This window comes from Bacillus sp. G16, assembly GCF_021282335.1.
Classification (GTDB): Bacteria; Bacillota; Bacilli; order Bacillales; family Bacillaceae; genus Bacillus; species Bacillus inaquosorum.
In genome coordinates, this window is sequence record NZ_JAJSOZ010000004.1 from 55,327 (window position 1) to 71,737 (window position 16,411).

Below are 16,411 nucleotides of genomic sequence, written 5' to 3' on the forward strand. Positions count from 1 at the left end.
TACGTATATTCAAAAAGGAGCCCTTTATTGCAATGAAGAAAAAACAAACAACAAAAGCGTTGCTTGTCACATGCATAACTGATCATAAGCAAGATTTCTACAGGTTGGCTTTCAGTTATGTAAAAAATCAAGATGACGCATTAGATATTGTTCAGGAATCTATAAAAAAAGCACTGAGCTCAGTTGAAACGGTCAGAAACCCTGAGACGATAAAAAGCTGGTTTTATAAAATTTTAGTACGGACAGCTATTGATTTTTTGCGCAAACAAAAAAAGGTAAAAGTGATGGATGACGAAACGTTAGAGTTTTTAAGCAACGGAAAGGAAGACCATTACAAGGACACTGATCTTCATGAGGCGCTTGACGCATTGCCGTACCGTTATAAAACCATTATTATTTTGCGCTTTTTTGAAGACCTAAAGTTAGAAGAAATTGCGGAAATTACAGGGGAAAACATGAATACCGTCAAAACGCGCTTATACAGAGCATTGAAGCTGATGCGCATTCAGTTGACGAAGGAGGATCTTTCTTAATGGATAAGAGATTGCAGCAATTAAGAGAAGAATATAAAAGTGTTCAGATTCCTAAGGAACTTGATATCATTGTTGAAAAAGCCCTTCAGCAAGAACCAAAAAAGAAAAGAATCGTCATGTGGCCGACATCAGCAGCTGTCGCGGCGGCTATTTTATTCACTGCACTTGTCAATATCAACCCAGACGCAGCTCAAGCGATGTCAAGAATCCCTGTCATCGGCAAGATTGTCAAGGCCATCACTTTTATTGAGATCAAAGAGGAGAAAGATCAATCGAGCATCGATGTCAAAACACCTGCTCTGTCCGGACTCTCTAATAAAGAGCTTGAAAACAGCATTAACCAGAAATACTTGAAAGAAAGCAAGCAGCTGTACAAAGAATTTATACAGTCTACATCCAAAAACAAAAAAGGACATCTCAGTATCTACAGTGATTACGAGACAGTAACAGACACGCCAGATCTACTCTCTATTCGGCGTGATATTGAAAAAACACAAGCATCATCTTACACACAAAGCCGCTATATCACGATTGACAAAAAGAATGATATTTTACTGACATTAAAAAGCTTGTTCAAAGATGAAAGCTATATTAAAGTCATCAGCCAAAACATCAAAGAACAAATGAAACAGCAAATGAAGGAAGATCCAAATAAAATATATTGGCTCACTGACGAAGATGCAGAACCGTTCAAAACGATTCTGCCTGATCAAACGTTTTATATTACTGAAGACCATAAACTTGTGATCTCATTTGATGAATATGAAGTTGCCCCTGGCTATATGGGCGTTACCGAGTTTAAAATTCCAACCAGCGTCATTTCAAACTTGCTCGTGGGAGAACGTTATGTTCGATAATATAAAAAACATCCATCTCATATCATGGATGTTTTCTCTCTTCTCTATTTGAGGTCGTAACCTCGCTGCCAAAACAACGAGAATCTCTGCACACTATTGGAGGAATACCCATGTATCACAAGACACAGCATCATCGATATATCCCTGGACTCGATGGCCTTCGGGCTTTTGCCGTCCTGTCAGTTATCGCTTATCACCTAAACTTCAGTTGGGCTAACGGAGGCTTCATTGGAGTTGATATCTTTTTTGTTTTATCCGGCTATTTAATTACATCCATTCTATTGCCGGCACATGGAAATGATATCAGCCTTGATTTTTGGGACTTTTGGGTGCGCCGAATTCGGCGGCTTCTGCCAGCGGCTTACCTCATGATCTTTTTTACTGTTATTTGGGTTGTATTGTTTGACAGGGAACTATTGCACACTATACGCGGAGATGCCATTTCCTCTCTTTTTTATATGAGTAATTGGTGGTTTATTTTTCACAAACTATCATATTTTGATAGTTTCGGTTCCCCATCACCTCTGAAAAACCTTTGGTCGCTGGCGATTGAAGAACAATTTTATATGATATGGCCGATGTTCTTGGTTGTTGGAATGTACATATTTAAAAACCGCGCCAGATTGGCGGCGGCGGTGTCATTGCTAGCGCTTTGTTCAGCCGTGATGATGAGCATATTGTATGAACCCGGCGGAGATCCGAGCCGCGTGTACTACGGCACAGATACTCGTTCGTTTGCGCTTCTCATCGGGTGTGCCCTGGCTCTTGTATGGCCGATGAAAAGACTGTCTTCCAACAGGCTGTCAAACAAACTGAAGCACACTTTGCACGCTACTGAACTTTCGGCGTTTTGTATTTTAGTGTTGTGTGTCTATTTCACAGATGAATATGAGCCTTTTCTTTACAGAGGCGGAATGCTTTTGATTAGCATGATTGCCGCAATCCTTATTGCATGTGTATGCCATCCGAGCAGCTTTTTAGGCAATCTGCTTTCATGGAGGCCGCTCCGTTGGCTTGGAACGAGGTCTTACGGTATTTATCTTTGGCACTACCCTGTTATTGTGTTAAGCACGCCAGTTCAAGAAATCGGAAACCCTGTTTTTTGGCATATTGTGCTAAAGGTCATTGTTACATTTATACTCGCCGAGCTTTCCTATCATTTTATCGAGAAACCCGTACGGACACAGGGATTTAGATCATTTTTCCGCCGTATTTTTATACATAGAATCAGAGAATGGAAAACGACATCTGTCATCAGCAAAACGTCAATTGGTTTCGTCATTCTCGCTATACTTATTTTTGCAGGAGGGCTGTCTGGGCTAGCCGGAGAGCAAAAGCACCCCACCAAATGGACGTATAGCTCACAAAAAACAAACGCTGATACCAGCCAGGCTTCTGAGGATAGAAAGAAAGCTGAAGCTGATAAAGACAGGGAAAACAATCCTGAACAAAAGACAACAGACTCCAATCAAGATCAAAAGGAAAACAAAAATAATGATCAAGAGACTAGTAAAAATAAAGACAAGCAATCTCAGCAGGCGAAAGAACCAGCAGACTCTGATAAAGAAGTGTTAGCTATAGGAGATTCCGTCATGCTTGATATTGCCTCACACCTCCGCCAGTCACTTTCACATGTTACGATTGATGGAAAGGTGGGGAGACAAATGTCTCAAGCCCTGGAACTCGCAAAAGAATACAAGTCTTTTAATCAGCCGAACAAGGCTGTCATCATTGAGCTGGGAACCAATGGCTACTTTACAAACAGCCAAATCGAACAATTGCTTCAATCTTTCTCAAAAGCTCATATCTATCTTGTTAATACACGAGTTCCCCGCCAATGGGAAAGCAAGGTAAATGAATCTTTGCAGCAACAGGCCCACGCACATCAAAATGTTACGTTAGTTGACTGGCACACAGAAGCTCTACAGCACCCAGAATATTTTACACCTGATGGCGTACACTTGGTTCCTCAAGGGGCTAAAGCTTTGACTGGTCTTATTGTTCAGGCGATGAAATCGTTTTTGTAAGATAAGAGGTCCTATTTAGACCTCTTTTTTATATGACTAAACAGTTGAAGCAGAAAAAAGTGCCTGAGATCGTTGATCATTCTCTAACCATCTACTTTTTTCAAGGCAATTCTTATGTTTACATGTCGTTTACGTGAGGGTAAGCCAAAATAGAATGGAGGGATGATAGTGGCCGCTAATGAAGAACATGACATCAAAAAAGAACTCAATCGATACGAGCTTTTTTTCAAAAAACGATATAAGGTTCTTTATACAGTAAATGATTTTATCATTGGTGCTTTGTTTCTTGTCGGAAGCTTTTTCTTTTTTTATGACCAGTTGATGTCGGCAGGGATATGGCTGTTTGTAATTGGGAGCTTGCTGCTGTTAATCAGGCCGACGATTCGTTTGGTTCATGACTTTCATTATAGAAAACATGTGGAGCGCCAATTTAAACATCGATCTTCAGCCGATTAATCCTCATGCTTGTGGTCTTGAGGAATAGAAATATTTGCTTAACGAAAACAAACTGACAAGAAAATCTGAAGCACAATATATAAAAACAAGACTTTTTGACTATTTATTTTTAAAAATAAGGCAAAAAACCTAAACCTTTGTCCCTGTATGACGATATTAACAATAAGGCCGGCGCGATACTCCCTATAACATCCTTTTCAGTAGATTTCAATATCGTGCCGGCTTTTTCATATGCAAAATAACCCCGCCATTCTGATTGATGGCGGGGTTCGATTTTTTATTACATACCTGACCAAACGTCTTTGACATAGCGTTTTTGGTTTTGCAGCTTCATCAGCCATTCAGCTGATTCTTCCTGATTTGCTCCTTTTTCAGCTTCATACGCCAGTCGCAAAGTATTCTCTACATCAGGAGCCATTCGCGATCCATCACCGCATACGTAAATGTGAGCCCCTTTTTCAATGAGTGATATCAGCTTCTGTGCATCTAGTTTGAGCAAGTGCTGGACATATTCTTTTGATTCGTTTTCGACGCGTGAATAGCACCGGCGGACTGTAACCAAACCATCCTGTTCCGCCTGATCCAGCTCTTCTCTGTAAAGATCGTCATGATCGGGGCGCCGGCAGCCGAAATATAAAAGAGCTTCACCAAGCATGTTTCCTTCCTTCTTCAAAACAGATCTTGCCTGAATAAAGCCCCTGAATGGCGCAATTCCTGTACCCGGCCCGACCATAATCATAGGCGTTTCAGGGTCATCTGGCATTTGAAATCCGGATTGCGGCGTTCGGATGAAGCAGGCTGCGGCATCACCTTTATTCAGCTCTGCTAAATAATTAGAGGCGACTCCCAGGTACTCTCCGCGCCCGCTCCAGGCTGAGCCTTTAACAACTCCTACTGTCATGCTCACGATATTAGCATGCACTTTCGGTGAGCTTGATATGGAATAATATCGCGGTTTTAGTGAAGGCAAAAGTTCTAAAAACCGCTCAAACGGCATTTCGCAGGCAGGGTAATCCTCTAAAAGATCAAGCATGGTGAGACGTTTTTCCAGTACCTGCTCTTTATAAATGCCATCTTCTGAAACGAGCTGTTCCAGCTCTTTTTTATGCGGCGGACAGACTGTATAAGAAGCCAGCTCCCGAAGCTGAAGCCTTGAAGCCGGTTCCTGCAGCTCCACATAGGACGACAATAAATCCGCCACTTTGATCGGCCGATCCATCGGAAGATGAGCCATATGAGGGCTTCCGCTCATTTTTATCACATGATTGGACTGCAAACCGAATCTGCTGAGAACCCGCTGAACCAGCTCCTGGCTGTTTTTCGGCAGTATTCCGATATGATCGCCTTCTTTATATGTTTTGGCGTCAGGAACCTGCAATTCAATATGGCGGGTGGAACGCGGACTATCAGCTGTCTGGAGCTCCCGGTTCTCTAAGACAATCCCTTCAAACGCACCATATGCTTTGGCAAGCGGCGTTTCCGTCGCTTCACTGAGAAAAGTAATCGATAATGAAGGCCTGTCTTCTTTCTGAGATATTTCGTTTATATCAAATGCTTCCATCGTTTCCTTCCATAAGCGGTTTTCCCAAGACTCGCGATGGCTTTCAAAATCATCGGCGGCATCACCTTCCCCAATCGGTGTTAAACGGGATGCCCCTTTCGCTTGCATCATGTCATCTATAAGGCGCGGAATCCGCTGATACGTGCTGGCCCAACTCCGGTTTCCGCAGCCGAATACCGCATAGGAGACCCCTTTCAATCGGCCTTCCTCAAGCTCTTCCAGCCATTCTACAAAGCCGGCAGCATTATCAGGCGGCGCCCCATTATAAGAAGCCGTAACGATGACGACAGCGCCTTGTTCAGGAAGCTTGCCAATATAATCATCAAGCGGAGCTGTTTCGGCTGTAAATCCCAGCTGGCGGCCGTAAGCAGACAATTCTCCGGCTATTCCTTCCGCTGTCCCAAGGTTTGAACCGTAAAGAACGAGTAAAGGTGTGCCGTGTTTAGGTTTTGTTTCTTTTGGCTTCGTTTCTGTTTTGTTATCAGCCTGTCCTCTTCTCTGTACATTGATTGCTGCTGTTTTCCGCGGTTTCACAGTAATTTTAAATTCATCCGGCTTGATTGTTAATGCCTCTTTGATTTTCAGTTCGTATCCAGTATGGTTTATCAAATCAAAATGCTTTAATACAAGACCGAGAACCATCGTCGCTTCTTGGAGAGCAAACTGCATGCCAATACAAGCGCGCTGCCCGTTTCCAAACGGCTTATAAGCATGGTGAGGAATACTCGAAGGGTCTTCAAATCGTTCCGGACGAAAATCTTCTGCATCTTCGCCCCAAGCATTTTGATCCCGGTGCAGCTTCGGAATCAAAACAGTGACAGGCTGACCTTTGCTGATCGGGTATTCCCCGCCTAGAACAGTATCCTCCTTCGCATAGAGAGAAAAGGCCGGAGCTGTTGGATACAGCCTGAGTGTTTCATTTAACACCATCCGAATGTATTTCAGCTGCTGGATTTGTTTATATTCCGGCGTGTCTGTTAACACGCGATCGGCTTCCTCTTGCGCTTTTTTCAGTTTTTCCGGATGTGTAAGCAGACAGTAAATCGCAAAGGAAAGCAAACCGCTTGTTGTTTCATGCCCTGCAATTAAAAATGTGATGATTTGGTATCGAATATTTTCATCATCCAGCGTTTCACCTGTTACAGGATCTTTTGCATAGAGCATGAGCGATAAAAGATCCTTAATGTTTTCATCCGGATTCTCTTTTCGCTCCGCTATCATTCTATCGACAAGGGAGTTCATGACTTCTATATCCTTTTGGAACTGCAGCTTCGTTTTCACCATCATCTTATCTTGCAGACCCAATCTTTTCGATTGATTCATCGCCTCTTTTAAGGCACTGAGCATGCTGGTGATAAACGGATGCTGAGAATCACGGTAAAAGCTGTTGAAGCGATAGTTAAACCCGCATAATCCGATCGTATCAAGCGTCAGACGGGTCATGTCGTCCGCTACATCAATTTCTTCATTAGGATTAAGCCGGCTCCATTTTTGAATCAGTTGGGTTGCGATATCCAGCATCATAGAATGATAGCCTTTCATCGCTTTTTGACTGAAACTTGGCAGCAAAATGCGGTGGGCTTTTTGCCAGTTCGGTTCGTGGGTCCAGCTTGTAAATAAGCCGTCTCCGCCGAACTCGCGCACCTTTAGCAAGCCTTTGCCAAGGTTTTTGTCAAAACGGCTTTCATCACACACTTCAGCCACAAGATTGTGTCCGGATACAAAAACACTGGACACCCCTGGAAAATCGAAACGGAAAATCGGTCCCAATTCATCAGCTAACCTCCATAAGGATTGAGAAAGCTGCTCTTTTTCCAGATGCGGAAGATTTTTTAAAGGTCCGTATGTTTTGGGCTGAGGTATGGCGCTTGCCTGTTTCATTAACATCTTCCTCTCTTATTTTTGTGAAGTAAATGAATGAAGCTTAATGGCGTCCCAGCAGCATTGTTCCAATTCAGTAATTAAATCAGTGTCCATCTCTATATCACCCGTTTGGACAAGCTGATATATCTTGAGAAACGCCCCTAACACAATTGCAATTAACACATTAGAGGGCAGGCCGCGTATCACGCCTTCTGCTTTTCCCTTGTTAAAATAGTCATCAAGCATTTGAGTCAGATTTTCTATCATTTTTCTGCTTGTGTCGTTTAAGTAATGAGCGTCTTTTTTCGTTTCAAGAAAAAAAAGCGCATAGTCGCTCTCTTTCGTAAATTGAACGAGACAGCAAAATACATGGCGAAAGCCTTCTCTGGCAGGCAATTCCGAAAAATCCTGCTTCAGCTTTTCCGTAAAGCGCTGGATGCTTTCTTGAAACAATACGTTGACAAGCGTTTCTTTGCTGTCAAAATAGCGGTAGATCGTTCCTGTCCCAACATGAGCTCGTTCAGCTATCATAGGGATAGTGGTAGCGTTAAATCCCCTTTCCGTAAATAGTGAGACCGACGCTTTCATAATCATGTCGTATTTACTGCTGGATGCGGATAACATGTAATGTTGCAACCTCCGATTCATCGCGGAATGAACATTCATTCCTTTTGTTCATAATAAACATGTCCGATCTGTCTGATATCACCTCTTTACCCTTGCTTATGTTATCAGTTTATATGAAAAAAACTTTATTTAATATAAAGTATATGCAAAAAATAAAAAATTAAGAAAATATACCCAAAACCAAAATGAGGGCCCTGGATATATTTCCCGAGAAATTTTTTTATTTAACAGCCACAATGCACAGACAGGAATCACGCCTGATGACGGAAAGATCCCTAAAATGCTGATCTTTCAGCAGCTGAATATACGTTTTCTCTTTCTCACCGGTATTTGTATCGATACTGATGTAAAACCTGCCGTCAATTTGAAGCACCCGATAAATTTCTCTTAATGCAAGCCTCATATCAGTGCAGCTCTGAACCGTATGTAAGGAAAACACTTTATTAAAGGTACGGTCATCAAAGGGAATGTTCTCAGGATAACCATGAAAAATCTCCCCTTTCCCCATGTTCTTTCGATTCGCTCGTGATATCTGTCTTACCTTTCGCTTTGACGGGTCAATGCTTTTTAAGCTTCCCTTTTCCAGTTTCTCGGTTATGTTCTTAAAGACAGTGCCATTTCCAATTCCAATTTCTAAAATTCTGTCATTTTCCTGTATGTCTATAGAGTCAATCATCATATGCTCAATGGTTTTTGTTTGCTTATATTTCCGAGAAAATAATTTCAAAAGATTCGATCGTTTATAGAGTCTATTTTCTAGCATTTTAAACACCTGCTTTTGGTTTCCTATGCTTATTTATTATATTAAAAAAATAAACATCACCTTCATTTTAAAATGTGAATGAAGATATCAACTAGACGGCAATGTGTTTAATAATGTTTCAATAGAACTGAACTTTTTCATTTTTTTCCGCAAAAAAAAGCAGAAAACAAAATGTTTTCTGCCCTCTTTCTAATGCCAATAATAAGGGAATACATACTGCCTATGCTGCTGCATGGCCATCAGCCTCTGCTGGCGGAATGGATTTCCATAACCATGTTTGAAGGAATGCGGCATGGACGCATAACCATGGCCAATCGACGGCAGCCTTTTTTGATAATCGTTCATCATGCCATCACCTGCCTTACCCGTAACGTTGATCTATCATATGCAGGCAGGCATTTTCTTGACAGCTGTTTTTGCTAAACTTGGTCCTTCTCCATCGTATAATGCATCAATAATTCCATTCTAAGCATATGCCATCTCCCCCTTCAGTATTTTTCATTGTTTTTTAGCGCCAGTTTGTCAAATAAAGATGCTTTAACTGAGACTCTTTCATTTCATCATAAATCTGCTCAATCTGCTGTTCTCGTTCGAATTCTTCCGGGCTTTTAAACCGTTTGTTAATCGTTAACGTTAAAAAGAATAGGTTAATCGTCATATCACTCACCCCCTTTCAAATTCCGCTTCAAGCGAAATAACCCGCGGCATCATTCCTTCTGCCGCGGGCAAATAAAAACCGCAGACAAAAGAAGACACCAATGCCTCTACTGCCTGCGGGGAGTTGCGTATGTCCGACTATTCCCAATTTAATGCGTGCGATAAGCATCGGTTAAGGAAGGACACGAACTCTTCCACAGGCTGAATGAACCATGAACTTTTACTTGTGTTTCACGTACAGGTTGACGTCGTTGTCTCATTGTCATTTTGTTCAGCCTCCTTTGCTTTTTTCTTACTTTGTAAGTATATCCACCAAATTCCATTTTGTAAACATCTTTTTCTAAAAATGGACGGAAATTATGCAAATCATCGAGTGGATTTGCCCTTTGTTCATGACACCTGCTTCATTTCTTTTCTGGAGCGGTCTTTCTTATGATATGCAATAAAATAAATGAGACCGACAAACACCGCTCCGCCGATGACATTGCCGATAAAAGCCGGAATGATGTTTCCGATAAACTGCCCCCACGTGAATGACCCTGCAAAAATGGCAGCGGGAATCACAAACATGTTGGCGACAACGTGCTGAAATCCGATTGCCACAAATGCCATAATCGGGAACCAGATGCCAAGAATTTTCCCTGCTCCGTCTTGAGCGCCGAAAGAAAGCCAAACGGCAAGACATACAAGCCAGTTACAGCCGATGCCGGAAATAAGAACCTTGCCGAAGCTCATATCGAGCTTTCCTTGCGCCACGGCGATCGTTTTTTCTAAATAAGGACCTGTTTCAGTCAATCCAACTAAATGCCCGAAAAAGTAAGCAACAAACAATGCGCCGATTAGGTTCATAATCGTGACGATTCCCCAGTTAACCGCCAATTCTTTAACTGATATTTTTCTTGAAAATAAAGCCATCGCAACGGACATCATATTTCCTGTGATCAGTTCAGCGCCAGCGAGAACCACAAGTATCAGACCGACAGGAAATACTGCAGCTCCGATCAAGCTGGACAGACTTCCCCATTCTTTCGGAAGGTCGCCGATTACCCTGATATCAAGCAAGTACCCGAGCGCGATAAATGCGCCGCCTAAAAACCCCAGCACAAGCAGAGACGGCAGCGGGAGCTTTACTTTGTTCATCCCTGCTTCAATTGCTGTATCCGCTATTTCATCCGGTTTCCGAAAAGCCATACTAAAACGCCTCCATTATTTCTTCTTTTCTTACAGTTATGGCAGAAAGGCAATAAAAAAGGCAGCACTCAAATAACCTGTGTCAACCAGGCGTTTGAATGCTGCCTAACTTGTATGCATACCCATACAACAATATCAAGCAGAATTAAGATATTGAAAGAGAATATAAACAGTTCGTGCATACATTCCCATCGCTTTTTGCCTTCTATAACTGTAGCAACATCATATCAAATGTGACAAATTTGTGTCAATGGCAAATATGCTAGCTTTGCAGGGCTTCTTTTTGATCATCTATTTTTTTGTCAAAGACAAACACAGATACAGCGATATTTTCCTCAATTTTAATATCAGAAAACAAATGGACAAGCTTAGCCCCCATCAGCTCCTCCATTCCTTCCGGCGTTTGTTTGGAATAAAGATCTTGAATCAGGCTTGTCCGGGCTGCATGTACCATTTCTCTTCCTTCAGGCGTGCGGGCGATAAACTGCTCGCTTGCACTCAGATTTCCGTATAATGTTGAGACTGCCATGTTTTCTACAAATACAGTATGAATCCGTTCAGGCCCTTTGCCGAACAATTCTTTGCGAAGTTTTCGAATAATATCATTGAACTCATGAATTTTTTTAGACATGCTGATTACCCCTTCCGATATTGCCTCATAAAGCTTTTCCCGGCTCCCCTTAGGACATTTCACTTGGTTAAAATTTTCCTGCCATATTGTATTATAATAAATATCACTTTATAATAAAAGCAGTGTTGATGGATTTGTAATAGGATCTTGTTATGAGTCTATCGTTTTATAAAAATCAAGGATTGGTCTGTTAGTAAGACTTGCTAGTGAACTATTCCGCCATGTGTGTTTACACCTTCAAGAATTTTAGGACAGGTGTATCTATACATGGCTTTTTTGACTTCTTGAAAGAAAGATGGAGGGGAATATGAAGATGATGGACGTTAAGTCGATCAATGTCCGTGTAGACGGAACAGAAATTCAAGCACGAGCAGGGGCCACAATTTTAGATATTTTAAATGAAAACGGAATTGAGTACCCGCAGATTTGCCACGTACCAGAGGTTGACCCGATTCAAACTTGTGATACTTGCATAGTAGAGGCAAACGGCAAGCTGGTCCGTTCATGCGCGACGGTTGCAGAAAACGGGATGTCTATTGATCTTTCAGGAAATCGAGTGAAAGAAGCGCAAACCGAAGCGATGGACCGCCTTCTTGAAAATCATTTGCTGTATTGTACAGTTTGCGATAACAACAATGGAAACTGTACGCTGCATAATACAGCGGAAATGATGGGGATCGAGCATCAAAAATACCCATACACGCCAAAAGAAGATCCTTCTTGCGCGGTTGATATGTCTCATCCGTTTTACCGCTATGATCCAAACCAATGTATTGCCTGCGGCCAGTGTGTTGAGGTCTGTCAAAACCTTCAGGTAAATGAAACACTCTCAATCGACTGGGAACGCGAACGCCCTCGCGTCATTTGGGATGAGGGAGTTCCGATCAATGAATCTTCTTGTGTCAGCTGCGGCCAGTGTGTCACAGTATGCCCATGTAATGCGCTGATGGAAAAATCAATGCTTGGGCAAGCAGGTTTTATGACTGGCATTAAAGAGGATGTCATGGAGCCGATGATTGATCTCGTGAAAAACGTTGAACCGGGGTACGGCAGCATTTTTGCCATTTCTGAAGTCGAAGCGGCAATGCGTGAAACGAGAACGAAAAAAACAAAAACTGTATGTACGTTCTGCGGTGTCGGTTGTTCTTTCGAAGTCTGGACAAAAGGACGGGATATTTTAAAGATCCAGCCTGTTTCTGACGCTCCGGTTAACGCGATTTCTACATGTGTGAAAGGGAAATTCGGCTGGGATTTCGTCAATTCTGAAGAGCGGATCACAAAGCCTTTAATCCGTAAAAACGGGGCTTTTGTTGAATCTTCTTGGGAAGAAGCCCTCGATCTTGTCGCAAGCAGATTAGGATCGATTAAAGAGCAGTACGGCAAAGGCTCTGTCGGGTTTATTTCTTCTTCTAAAATTACGAATGAAGAAAACTATGTCATTCAAAAATTAGCGCGTCAGGTCTTTGAAACAAACAACGTCGATAACTGCTCACGCTACTGCCAGTCTCCTGCTACAGACGGATTGTTCCGCACTGTCGGCATGGGCGGTGACGCCGGCACGATTAAAGATATTGCCAAAGCCGGTCTCGTCATCATTGTCGGCGCCAATCCGGCGGAAGGACATCCCGTGCTTGCAACACGTGTCAAACGGGCACACAAGCTCCACGGTCAAAAACTGATCGTTGCCGACCTGCGTAAAAATGAGATGGCTGAGCGGTCTGATTTGTTCATCAGCCCTAAACAAGGCACAGACCAAGTTTGGCTGATGGCTGTTACGAAATATATGATCGACCAAGGCTGGCACGATCAGGCGTTTATTGATGAAAACGTGAATTACTTTGAAGATTATAAAGAAACGCTTAAAACCTATACGCTTGATTATGCGGAACGCATCACAGGCCTTTCTAAAGAAAACATCATTCGAATTGCCGAAATGATTCGTGACGCTGACGGCACTTGTGTCCTTTGGGGAATGGGTGTCACACAAAATACAGGCGGTTCTGATACGTCAGCAGCGATTTCAAACCTGCTTCTCGCTACGGGCAACTATCGCCGTCCGGGTGCCGGGGCTTATCCTCTGCGCGGACACAATAACGTTCAGGGCGCTTGCGATATGGGAACATTGCCTGGCTGGCTGCCGGGATATCAGCATATTACAGATGACAATGCCCGCGCTAAATTTGAAGAGGCTTATGGTGTCAAGATTGACGGAAAGCCTGGTTTAGATAATATTCAAATGCTTCATTCCATTGAAGAAGGCAAAATGAAGGCTATGTATCTTGTCGGCGAGGATATGGCACTTGTCGATTCAAACGCAAACCATGTGCATGATATTTTATCAAGCCTTGATTTCTTCGTGGTGCAGGACATCTTCCTGTCAAGAACAGCTCAATATGCCGATGTCGTATTGCCAGCTACTCCTTCACTTGAGAAAGACGGAACATTTACCAATACAGAACGCCGCGTGCAGCGATTATATCAGGCGCTTCCGACGCTTGGTGACGCGAAACCGGACTGGTGGATTATTCAAGAGGTGGCAAACCGCTTAGGAGCGAACTGGAATTACAGCCATCCAAGTGACATTTTCTCAGAAATGGCGAGCCTTTCACCTCTGTTTGGTAAAGCAAGCTATGAGGTGCTTGAAGGCTGGAACAGCTTCCTATGGGGCAGCTACTCAGGTGAAAGCACACCGCTTCTGTATGAAGACGGGTTTAATTTCCCTGACAAAAAAGCCCGCTTTGCCCTTTCTGATTGGACTGAGCCAGCGGCATTTCCTGAAGAATATGATCTTCATATCAATAACGGACGGATGCTGGAGCATTTCCATGAAGGAAATATGACAAATAAATCGAAAGGCATTCAAGCAAAAGTGCCGAATGTATTCGTTGAAATCTCGCCTGAGCTTGCAGAGGAGCGAGGGGTTTGTGACGGTTCGCTCGTACGGCTCGTTTCTCCGTTCGGAGCAGTCAAATTAAACGCGCTGGTCACAGACCGTGTGCGGAAAAATGAACTCTATCTGCCAATGAACTCAACAGACAAGGAGTCAGCGATTAACTTCCTGACGGGGCCTGCAGCTGATAAACGGACGAACACGCCTGCTTATAAACAGACAAAGGTCCGCATGGAGGTGCTTGGAGGCTGTGAAACAGCGCCGCTTCCGAAAACAAATCCGCGCAACAAAAAACGGCACCCGCAAAACGGGGTCGAAGCAGAAAGAAAATGGAACCGTCCGGGCTATGTCCATCTGACTGATTAAACGAAAGGAGGAAAACGAATGGCCACTCCGATTACGACGATCAAAAAAGAAACAAAAACAGCAGAGCAAATGAAGCTTGAAAAAATAGAAGAGCTGAAAGAGCTGCTGGCGGAAAATGAGGATGCCGTCTCAAAAACGATGACATTAATGAATGAACTCAATGAACTTGGAATCTTTGACGCGGCAACAAGCATGCTGAGAGCGAAGGAAGACATCGCCAAGATTGCACTTGGCCAAGTTTCACGTGAGCCTGTCACCAATCTCATCAACACGATGATGGCCGCCGGAGGCGCATTGACTAAAGCCGATCCAGAGTTTACAGGAAAGCTTTTAGAAAGCGTGATGGCTGGTACTGAACAGGCGCAGAGCTTTTTAAAAGAAGACAAGAAAGTCGGGATTCTCGACCTTTTAAAAGCAATGAACGATCCTGATATCAACAGAGCCGTTGGCTTCGGCCTTCAGTTTTTTAAAGGCATGGGAAAAGAACTGCAGGAAAAATAACAAAAAACAGCCATCGCTGAGTTGATGGCTGTTTTTTATTCGTCGGCTTCTTCCAAACGCTTCTTGTAAATCAATGAACGATCAGCGCAAAAGAAAGCACCGGCTAAAAATACGCAGTCCGCTAAAAACATCGTCGATTTCTGCCCTAACGTTAAGCCTTGATCGGGGAGAACTGCGCCTATATATAAAAAAGTGCTGACTGCAAGCAATGTAAAAGCAAAATGCTTGTAGTCTTCTTTTAAAGATTTCATTCTATTTTTGTTCAAAAGAATCACCTGCCAGATTCATAGTATACGACTATTATAATATAATCTGGCAGCTTACAGAGAAAGTAATTCTATCCATTTGTTATACATTTTTAAGCGCTTGCTCGATATCTTCCAGCAAATCTTCCGCATCTTCAATCCCTACAGAAATTCTGATTAAGCCGTCCGTAATGCCGAGCTCAAGCCGGCGTTCTCTCGGAATAGAGGCATGTGTCATTCTTGCCGGAACAGAAATTAAGCTTTCTACCGCGCCCAGGCTTTCAGCAATTGTAAACAGTTTTAGATTTCCTAAAAACGCATCAACTCGCTCTTCACTGCCGATATCAAAGGAGATCATGCCGCCGAAGCCAGATCCTTGAGTTTTTGCGAGCTCGTGTCCGGGATGATTTGAAGAACCAGGATAATATAACGTTTGGACAGCAGGGTGACTCTCAAGAAAACTTGCGATTTTCCGCGCGTTTTGATCGATCGCTTCCATTCTGAGTCCCAATGTTTTGATTCCTCTCATTAACAGCCAGGAATCTTGAGGGCCAAGCACGCCGCCTGTGGAGTTTTGCACAAAATGAAGCTCTTCCCCAAGCTCTTTTGAAGCTGTCACAACTAAACCGCCGACGACATCACTGTGTCCGCCAAGATATTTTGTCGCACTGTGAAGCACGATATCAGCTCCTAAAGTAAGCGGCTGCTGAAAATAAGGGGTGTTAAAGGTATTGTCTACGATAAGCAGAACACCGGCTTTTTTTGCGATATCAGCCATGAGCGACAGATCGGTGATTTTGAGCAGCGGGTTTGTCGGTGTCTCAATATAAATGGCTTTCGTGTTAGGGCGAATCGCTTTTTCCACTTCTTCTCTGCTGCTTGTATCGACAAATGTTGATTCAATACCAAGACGATTAAGCACCTTTGTCATCACGCGATATGTTCCGCCGTACACATCATCAGTCAACACGACATGATCTCCGCTGTTAAACAGCATCATAACTGCTGTAATGGCAGCCATTCCAGAACTGAACGCATAGCCTGCTTCCCCGCCTTCCAGCTCTGTCACAAGTGCTTCGAGAGCGGTTCTAGTCGGATTGGCCGTTCTTGAATACTCATAGCCGGTATGCTGCCCTGCTTTCGGCTGCTTGTACGTGCTTACTTGATAAATAGGCACAGAAACCGCGCCTGTTTTCTCATCACCTGTGATTCCGCCGTGTATCATCAATGTTTTTTTCTTCAT

Annotated in this window: 15 protein-coding genes; 6 read left to right on the forward strand and 9 right to left on the reverse strand. The window is 43.1% G+C overall.

Annotation, left to right across the window (positions count from 1 at the left end; all coding sequences use genetic code 11):
- Positions 1 to 32 precede the first annotated feature (32 nt).
- From sigV to LWH95_RS05870, 4 genes are all read left to right on the forward strand, one after another.
- Positions 33 to 533: an RNA polymerase sigma factor SigV gene (gene sigV / locus LWH95_RS05855; RefSeq protein ID WP_003237331.1), complete on the forward strand. Its 501-nt coding sequence runs from the start codon at positions 33 to 35 to the stop codon at positions 531 to 533.
- Entirely contained in the window at positions 533 to 1,390 is an 858-nt protein-coding gene (rsiV, locus tag LWH95_RS05860) for an anti-sigma-V factor RsiV (protein ID WP_084994693.1), read from the forward strand. Before sigV ends, rsiV begins: the two co-directional genes overlap by 1 nt.
- Positions 1,391 to 1,500: 110 nt before the next feature.
- Positions 1,501 to 3,417, forward strand: coding sequence for an acyltransferase family protein (locus LWH95_RS05865; RefSeq protein WP_232919142.1), 1,917 nt, complete (start codon positions 1,501 to 1,503; stop codon positions 3,415 to 3,417).
- A 168-nt stretch (positions 3,418 to 3,585) separates the two neighbouring features.
- Positions 3,586 to 3,873, forward strand: coding sequence for a YrhK family protein (locus LWH95_RS05870; RefSeq protein ID WP_100275627.1), 288 nt, complete (start codon positions 3,586 to 3,588; stop codon positions 3,871 to 3,873).
- Between the two features lie 280 nt (positions 3,874 to 4,153).
- Here the strand turns inward: LWH95_RS05870 and cypB are convergent, their stop codons facing one another.
- The 7 genes from cypB to LWH95_RS05905 all read right to left on the reverse strand — a co-directional run bounded on the left by cypB (position 4,154) and on the right by LWH95_RS05905 (position 11,166).
- Positions 4,154 to 7,315 (reverse strand): bifunctional cytochrome P450/NADPH--P450 reductase CypB, encoded by a 3,162-nt coding sequence (gene cypB, locus LWH95_RS05875; protein ID WP_232919143.1) that lies wholly within the window; start codon positions 7,313 to 7,315, stop codon positions 4,154 to 4,156.
- Between the two features lie 15 nt (positions 7,316 to 7,330).
- Complete coding sequence (fatR, locus tag LWH95_RS05880) at positions 7,331 to 7,921, reverse strand: transcriptional regulator FatR (RefSeq protein WP_032731971.1); 591 nt, start codon at positions 7,919 to 7,921, stop codon at positions 7,331 to 7,333.
- 223 nt (positions 7,922 to 8,144) lie between these two features.
- Positions 8,145 to 8,687, reverse strand: coding sequence for a class I SAM-dependent methyltransferase (locus LWH95_RS05885; protein ID WP_003237342.1), 543 nt, complete (start codon positions 8,685 to 8,687; stop codon positions 8,145 to 8,147).
- Positions 8,688 to 8,876: 189 nt separating this feature from the next.
- Complete coding sequence (locus LWH95_RS05890; RefSeq protein WP_133486717.1) at positions 8,877 to 9,035, reverse strand: hypothetical protein; 159 nt, start codon at positions 9,033 to 9,035, stop codon at positions 8,877 to 8,879.
- 160 nt (positions 9,036 to 9,195) lie between these two features.
- Entirely contained in the window at positions 9,196 to 9,345 is a 150-nt protein-coding gene (locus LWH95_RS05895) for a YrzI family small protein (RefSeq protein ID WP_003237348.1), read from the reverse strand.
- A 389-nt stretch (positions 9,346 to 9,734) separates the two neighbouring features.
- A complete protein-coding gene (locus LWH95_RS05900; protein WP_232919144.1) occupies positions 9,735 to 10,535 on the reverse strand; it encodes a formate/nitrite transporter family protein in 801 nt (266 codons plus the stop codon).
- A gap of 262 nt (positions 10,536 to 10,797) precedes the next feature.
- Positions 10,798 to 11,166 carry a DUF2294 domain-containing protein gene (locus LWH95_RS05905; protein WP_003237353.1) on the reverse strand — a complete coding sequence of 123 codons (369 nt, stop codon included), beginning with the start codon at positions 11,164 to 11,166 and terminating at the stop codon, positions 10,798 to 10,800.
- A gap of 313 nt (positions 11,167 to 11,479) precedes the next feature.
- Here LWH95_RS05905 and fdhF point away from each other — a divergent pair, with 313 nt between their 5' ends.
- A complete protein-coding gene (gene fdhF, locus LWH95_RS05910) occupies positions 11,480 to 14,422 on the forward strand; it encodes a formate dehydrogenase subunit alpha (protein WP_232919145.1) in 2,943 nt (980 codons plus the stop codon).
- A gap of 18 nt (positions 14,423 to 14,440) precedes the next feature.
- Complete coding sequence (locus LWH95_RS05915; protein WP_232919146.1) at positions 14,441 to 14,923, forward strand: DUF1641 domain-containing protein; 483 nt, start codon at positions 14,441 to 14,443, stop codon at positions 14,921 to 14,923.
- A 35-nt stretch (positions 14,924 to 14,958) separates the two neighbouring features.
- Here LWH95_RS05915 and LWH95_RS05920 read toward each other — a convergent pair whose 3' ends face one another.
- Positions 14,959 to 15,189 carry a YrhC family protein gene (locus LWH95_RS05920; protein ID WP_003237358.1) on the reverse strand — a complete coding sequence of 77 codons (231 nt, stop codon included), beginning with the start codon at positions 15,187 to 15,189 and terminating at the stop codon, positions 14,959 to 14,961.
- Between the two features lie 82 nt (positions 15,190 to 15,271).
- A complete protein-coding gene (locus tag LWH95_RS05925) occupies positions 15,272 to 16,411 on the reverse strand; it encodes a bifunctional cystathionine gamma-lyase/homocysteine desulfhydrase (protein ID WP_003237360.1) in 1,140 nt (379 codons plus the stop codon).

What these genes read in the sequence shown, in the direction of transcription:
- sigV (WP_003237331.1), top strand. Translation starts at nt 33, where the DNA reads ATGAAGAAAAAACAAACAACAAAAGCGTTGCTTGTCACATGCATAACT.
- rsiV (WP_084994693.1), top strand. Translation starts at nt 533, where the DNA reads ATGGATAAGAGATTGCAGCAATTAAGAGAAGAATATAAAAGTGTTCAG.
- LWH95_RS05865 (WP_232919142.1), top strand. Translation starts at nt 1,501, where the DNA reads ATGTATCACAAGACACAGCATCATCGATATATCCCTGGACTCGATGGC.
- cypB (WP_232919143.1), bottom strand. Translation starts at nt 7,315, where the DNA reads ATGAAACAGGCAAGCGCCATACCTCAGCCCAAAACATACGGACCTTTA.
- fatR (WP_032731971.1), bottom strand. Translation starts at nt 7,921, where the DNA reads ATGTTATCCGCATCCAGCAGTAAATACGACATGATTATGAAAGCGTCG.
- LWH95_RS05885 (WP_003237342.1), bottom strand. Translation starts at nt 8,687, where the DNA reads ATGCTAGAAAATAGACTCTATAAACGATCGAATCTTTTGAAATTATTT.
- LWH95_RS05890 (WP_133486717.1), bottom strand. Translation starts at nt 9,035, where the DNA reads ATGATGAACGATTATCAAAAAAGGCTGCCGTCGATTGGCCATGGTTAT.
- LWH95_RS05895 (WP_003237348.1), bottom strand. Translation starts at nt 9,345, where the DNA reads ATGACGATTAACCTATTCTTTTTAACGTTAACGATTAACAAACGGTTT.
- LWH95_RS05900 (WP_232919144.1), bottom strand. Translation starts at nt 10,535, where the DNA reads ATGGCTTTTCGGAAACCGGATGAAATAGCGGATACAGCAATTGAAGCA.
- LWH95_RS05905 (WP_003237353.1), bottom strand. Translation starts at nt 11,166, where the DNA reads ATGTCTAAAAAAATTCATGAGTTCAATGATATTATTCGAAAACTTCGC.
- fdhF (WP_232919145.1), top strand. Translation starts at nt 11,480, where the DNA reads ATGATGGACGTTAAGTCGATCAATGTCCGTGTAGACGGAACAGAAATT.
- LWH95_RS05915 (WP_232919146.1), top strand. Translation starts at nt 14,441, where the DNA reads ATGGCCACTCCGATTACGACGATCAAAAAAGAAACAAAAACAGCAGAG.
- LWH95_RS05925 (WP_003237360.1), bottom strand. Translation starts at nt 16,411, where the DNA reads ATGAAGAAAAAAACATTGATGATACACGGCGGAATCACAGGTGATGAG.